The 1106-nt window shown below is 59.9% G+C and carries 1 pseudogene; it reads right to left on the bottom strand.

What is annotated here, in order from left to right:
* Positions 1–39: 39 nt before the first annotated feature.
* Positions 40–1052, bottom strand: a pseudogene (locus A6U86_RS09635) (IS3 family transposase).
* Positions 1053–1106 lie beyond the last annotated feature (54 nt).

The following is a 1106-nucleotide window of genomic DNA, read 5'->3' as shown; positions in this document are numbered from 1 at the left end:
TGAACCGCGCCGAGTTTGCCGGAGGCCATTTCGTTTAAGTTATGCGGCCCAGGCTGGTGCGCCCAGCATGGCGTAATACTGCTCCTCGGCTTCGGCCGGTGGTATGTTGCCGATAGGCTCCGGAAGGCGCCGGTGGTTGAACCAGTCGACCCATTCCAAAGTGGCGAACCCCACGGCTTCGAAGTTTCGCCACGGTCCTCGCCGATGGATGACCTCGGCCTTGTAAAGACCATTGATCGTTTCAGCGAGAGCGTTGTCATAGGAGTCGCCAACACTCCCGACCGACGGCTCGATGCCCGCTTCCGCCAGCCGTTCGGAATAGCGAATGGACACATATTGCGATCCGCGGTCGGAATGGTGAACCAGTCCGCCGCGGTGGACGGGCCGCCGATCATGAAGCGCCTGGTCGAGGGCATCGAGAACGAAACCCGCATGGGCAGTCCGGCTTGCTCGCCAACCGACGATGCGGCGAGCGAAGGCACCGATCAAGAACTCGACGTAAACAAAGCCCTGCCAAGTGACCACATACGTGAAATCAGAAAGCCAGAGCATGTTGGGCGCAGGCGCGAAAAAGTGCCGGTTCACCCGGTCGAGCGGGCAAGGCGCGGCCTTGTCCGACATGGTGGTTTTGACGGGTTTGCCACGGATGATGCCCTGCAGCCCCATTGCCCTCATAAGCCGAGCAACAGTGCAGCGGGCGATGTCGTAGACTTCTCGCTGCAACTGCCGCCAGACCTTGCGCACGCCATAGACCTGGAAGTTCTCATTGAAGACCCGGCGTATCTCGATCTTCAAACCGATATCGCTATGGGCTCGGACCGATAGGCGATCCACATCCAGTCGGCTGCGTCGCTCGGCAAGCCTGCTCGTTTGCCGCTGTCGATCTCTGTCTTCTTCACCCATTCGTGCAGCGTTGCAGGTGAGCAGCCGATCTTCGCTGCGATAGATGAAACGGCCGCCCACCGCGATGGGTGCTCTGCCTCATGGTCGAGCACCATACGGATGGCACGTTCGCGGACTTCAGGTGAAAACTTGTTCGTTGTCTTGCTCATATCGGCTCCACTTTCTCAGAAGTTGGAGCCTCCGGCAAACCCGGCGCGGTTCAG

This window comes from Rhizobium sp. AC27/96 (genome assembly GCF_001692325.1).
In the GTDB taxonomy this organism is placed as follows: Bacteria; Pseudomonadota; Alphaproteobacteria; order Rhizobiales; family Rhizobiaceae; genus Rhizobium.
Note: the sequence above shows the minus strand (reverse complement) of the source record. Positions and strands in the feature narration are given on the sequence as shown.